Genomic DNA, 4,263 nt, shown 5'->3' on the forward strand with positions numbered 1-4,263 from the left:
GCCAAAATTCATCGACCCCATATTGAGGGACGCAAGCTCTGGCTTAAAGAAATGCACTGGGCGTAGACGCTCTGCAACGGTCATATGCGGGCTGCCACCAGAAGTGATATTGATGACCGCGTCAGTTCTCGCGAAGATATCAGGCAGGAACTGCAGGAACACGTTTGGGTCTTGAGTCGGGCGACCGTCCTTCGGATCGCGAGCGTGCAGGTGCAATATTGCTGCACCAGCTTGCGCTGCCTCTACTGCTGCGTCGGCGATCTGCTGAGGTGTAACAGGTAGAAATGGCGACATAGACGGTGTGTGGATCGCGCCCGTCACTGCGCACGTAATAATCACCTTACGTTTGGCATTACTCATTGGTCTCTCCGGGGTGTGTTGCGGTCTCAGCACTAGCGATCAAGTGGTTCGCGAGTTTCGAACGAACCTCCTCGATACTGTCCTCTGACCACTCGAATAATCCTTTTCCAGTGCCCACTCCGGTTTCGCCCTTGCCTAGCAAGCGTTCTAGTAGAGCGGATGGTGACTGATTCTGGCAAAGGTGCGGAAAGAGGATTCTGTGCACATCACGGATGAGTTCGAGGCCAACGAGATCAGCGTTTTCCATTGGGCCGAGAACAGATAGTCGCCGCCCAAAACTGTTCTTCACCACCGTGTCAATGGTTCGTGCATCGCAAACCCCGGCCTCCACGAGTGCAAATGCCTCGCGCCACATAGCATGCTGCAATCGGTTCCCGATGAACCCGGGAAGATCGACATTAACTTTTACGGGCAGCTTTCGACGAGCGGTATGAGATGAGGTGGATTCCACCAGTGCGTGCCGAGTACCCGCCCCCTATCGGCGCGCGAAAGCCCAATTGCTATCTCAGATATAGGGATAACGGACGTATTACTCGCCAGGATTGCGTGCGCCGGAGCCATCGTGACGAAATTGGCGAATAGCCTCTGTTTCAGTTCCAGCCGCTCTGATATTGCTTCAACGATCAGGTCGGCCCGCTCCACGGCGGAGGTAAGGTCAGCTTGCACGCTTATGTTGTGCAGCGCGGACTCAGGCGACAAGCCCATCTCGATTAAATTCCGCTCAATACAACCCGGTGCACTGTGGAGGACGTCGACGTCTGCATCCGTTAACATGACAGGGTGGCCGGCCTGTGCGAAAGCTTGGGCAATACCGTGTCCCATAAGCCCGGCACCGATCACCGCAATACGTGCTTTTTGACTCACATCGTCTCCTCGTTGAATTTCTGCTTCTCATTGATTCGCGGAAGCGGCAAAACGGAGCATAATTGCGCGAGCGGCCGTAAAAAAGGTGTTATGGGGACATCGGCGGGTGAAACGAGGACAACCTTAGCGCGGGCGTCGCAGCGGAAAAGAGGCTTAGTGAAAATGGACGGGACACCATATGGCCAGTAAACAACCGTTACTGAACGAACAAATTTACGCTCCGTATAAAATTGCAGCACTCGTTGAGACCCTTGGAGAGCAGGGAATTGCTGCAGAGGCGAGCCTGGCAGGAACCGGTCTCACTCTTAATGATGTCTATAGTCCCGATACCCGTACTTCAGTGCGTCAGTACATTGCGGTTTGTCAAAATGCCGTTACCCTGTCTTCTGATCCAGCTACCCCATTTCAGGTAGGTAAGCGGATGCATTTATCCGCTTATGGGATGTATGGCTATGCACTTATATGTAGCCCGACTGTTCGTGACTTTTTTGATCTCGGGGTTAAGTATCACCGACTGGCGACGCCTACAGCGACTATTGCGTGGCGCGAAGATGCAGACAGTGCAGTCTGGGTCTTTCCGGAAACTCGAGGGCTGACTACGTCTGACAAGGTCCGTCAGTTTCTGCTCGAGCAGCAGCTCGCACAACATGTAACGCATATACAGGATGTGGTGAGTGCTACCTGTTTTCCACATAAGATCTGCGTAGCACATCCGCCCCCAGCACACGCAGCACTCTACGACCGGTACTTGCACTGCCCTGTCCAATTCGCAGCGCCCGTCTCGGAGATTTACTATGACCGTACGATTCTCGAGCAAAAGCCGCAACTTGCCCATCGGATAACGTCAACCCTGCTTCAGGGAACCTGCGACCGGCTTATCGGACAGGTAAAAACGTCGTCGGGAGTTGCCGGCGAGGTTTATCAGTTGTTGATGCACGGCCCTGGGCGATTTGTCAACATGGACGAAGTAGCGAGCAAGCTTAATATGACTTCACGGACACTGCGCCGCAAGCTCGACGCAGACGAAACGACATTTGCGAAGATATCAGACGACGTCAGGTACTCGCTCGCCAGCGAGTACCTGCGCGCTACAAGCATGAGCATAGAGGACATTGCAACTGCTTTGGGCTTCAGTGATGCCGCAAATTTTCGTCACGCATTCAAGCGTTGGTCGGGCAAGTCACCCTCAGCGTTTCGTATTCAAAGATAATCATTATCGGTGAACGGCAGGTGCGGTCATCTTCGTCTAATAAAACGTCATTGTCTTTAATCTCGTAATGACACACCAAACACACGCATAACAGCCAGCAATGGCGGCCGATTACATATGTGTGTACAGGTGTATGTGCTCCGGCGACATTGGCTTGCAGATTTTCGGCTCTTAAACTGAATAGTGGAGGCGTGTATGCAGCCACCACGGCAAATTCCATTAATCAACCGGAGACGATCAATGAAGCTGCTCAACTTAAATATAATGGCCGGCGCGCTCTGCCTCGCCTCACTCTCGGCTGGGGCTGCGGTCCCGCTACCGGCGCTGAACGTAGATACGGCCAATATCACGGTATCCGGTCTCTCTTCCGGTGGAGTGATGGCGATCAATTTAGGCTATGCGTACTCCGCGACATTCAGGGGCGTCGGCATCTTTGCTGCTACGCCCTACCTCTGCCAATACCACTACACCTACGAGTCGTGCCAGAACAAGAATGTCATCACGACCGCAATGCTGGACACCATGCAGACTACGATCAATAGCTGGAGCGGCGGGGCGATTGACAGCAAGGCCAATATAGCGAGCCAAAAAGTTTATCTTTTCACAGGCACCAAGGACAACACAGTTGGCGTTAACCCGATGCTCGCCGTGCAGGAGCAGTATTACAACAACGGCGTGCCTTCTGTTAATTTAATCCAGGCGGCCAATACGGGACACGTGTTTCCGACTGACTTCACCTCCGTGGGCAACAACCCGTGCAGCACCTCGTTTACGCCATACATTTCTAACTGTGGCTACGACGGCGCTAAAGCGGTGCTGACCCAGTTTTATGGCGCGCTCCAACCGCGCAACAACGCACCTGCTGCGGCGAACGACCACGAGTTCAATCAACGTGAGTTCACGGGCAACTTGGGCATGGCGGACACAGGGTGGGTGTATGTACCGGCGACATGTGCTGCCTACGCCAAGTGCAAGCTGCACGTTGCGTTGCATGGTTGCACGCAGAACTACGCGACGATTGGCGATAAATTCGTGAAGAACACGGGCTACACGCGGTGGGCTGACACCAACAATATGATCGTGCTGTTTCCGCAGGCTCGCGCAGACTTGAACTCCTATTCCACCGTCGCCAGCGGCATGCAGTCCAATCTCAATGCTTGCTGGGACACTGTCGGCTTATATGGTGCCAACTACGCCCAACAGAGCGGCGTACAGCTCTCGGCCATCAAGGCGATGGTTGATCGGCTAAGCTCGGCCAGTCATTGAAGTGCGAGGTTGATGCCTGCTTGCGCGCAGCTAGAGCGGATTTCATCGTGTGTACTGTCGCCTCGGTCCGCCTTGACGCGCAGGACGGCGTTGCTTGTCGCTTGTGTGGCCCGCCACACGGCACTTCGATTCTCCGTACACCACGATGAAATCCGCTCTAGGCCGCCAGTAGGCACCCGTAGCCTGAGGGGCATTTTCGTATCCTCTGCCAAGAAGTGCTTTATTCTATTATGACGACACGTCGACTCGGCCGGGCTGCCGCCCTCCTCTGCTTCGTCATACGAGAGCTGTCGCTGCACTAAAAAAACCTGATGGCGTCAGACCGACGCCATCAGCACAAAACCAAGTACTAGTAAGCTAATGCGTTATTAGCACTTGATGGGAGACACGTAGTGCAGCAAAGATATCGATTCACGTGCGGTGCATCCTGCAATTCAGACTTCCAGCCATTCCTTGCGAATAGCCGCATTGCCGCGCAGGTCATCCGGCGTGCCCTCGAACACAATCGAGCCATGCCCCATCACGTACACGCGCTGCGAAATCTCCATCGCAATCGCCAGCTT

Annotated in this window: 5 protein-coding genes and 1 pseudogene; 2 read left to right on the forward strand and 4 right to left on the reverse strand. The window is 54.2% G+C overall.

Annotated features, from left to right (window positions below; translation table 11 throughout):
- From ASE07_RS24780 to ASE07_RS30130, 3 genes are all read right to left on the reverse strand, one after another.
- A partial coding sequence (locus ASE07_RS24780; RefSeq protein ID WP_162256950.1) for a 3-keto-5-aminohexanoate cleavage protein occupies nucleotides 1–360 on the reverse strand: 360 nt, incomplete at its 3' end.
- Nucleotides 353–715: a 3-hydroxyacyl-CoA dehydrogenase family protein gene (locus ASE07_RS30125; RefSeq protein WP_235548611.1), complete on the reverse strand. Its 363-nt coding sequence runs from the start codon at nucleotides 713–715 to the stop codon at nucleotides 353–355. The genes ASE07_RS30125 and ASE07_RS24780, both read right to left, overlap by 8 nt.
- 50 nt (nucleotides 716–765) lie before the next feature.
- Nucleotides 766–1,224 carry a 3-hydroxyacyl-CoA dehydrogenase family protein gene (locus tag ASE07_RS30130; protein ID WP_235548612.1) on the reverse strand — a complete coding sequence of 153 codons (459 nt, stop codon included), beginning with the start codon at nucleotides 1,222–1,224 and terminating at the stop codon, nucleotides 766–768.
- A gap of 178 nt (nucleotides 1,225–1,402) precedes the next feature.
- Between ASE07_RS30130 and ASE07_RS24790 the strand changes: the two genes are divergently transcribed.
- Both ASE07_RS24790 and ASE07_RS24795 read left to right on the forward strand, forming a co-directional pair.
- Nucleotides 1,403–2,434 (forward strand): AraC family transcriptional regulator, encoded by a 1,032-nt coding sequence (locus ASE07_RS24790; protein ID WP_057293494.1) that lies wholly within the window; start codon nucleotides 1,403–1,405, stop codon nucleotides 2,432–2,434.
- Nucleotides 2,435–2,674: 240 nt separating this feature from the next.
- Entirely contained in the window at nucleotides 2,675–3,700 is a 1,026-nt protein-coding gene (locus ASE07_RS24795) for an extracellular catalytic domain type 2 short-chain-length polyhydroxyalkanoate depolymerase (protein ID WP_057293495.1), read from the forward strand.
- Between the two features lie 434 nt (nucleotides 3,701–4,134).
- Here the strand turns inward: ASE07_RS24795 and ASE07_RS24800 are convergent.
- A pseudogene (locus ASE07_RS24800) lies at nucleotides 4,135–4,263 on the reverse strand (ABC transporter ATP-binding protein); the annotation flags it as partial.

The sequence above is a fragment of the Noviherbaspirillum sp. Root189 genome (genome assembly GCF_001428545.1).
Taxonomy (GTDB): Bacteria; Pseudomonadota; Gammaproteobacteria; order Burkholderiales; family Burkholderiaceae_D; genus Noviherbaspirillum.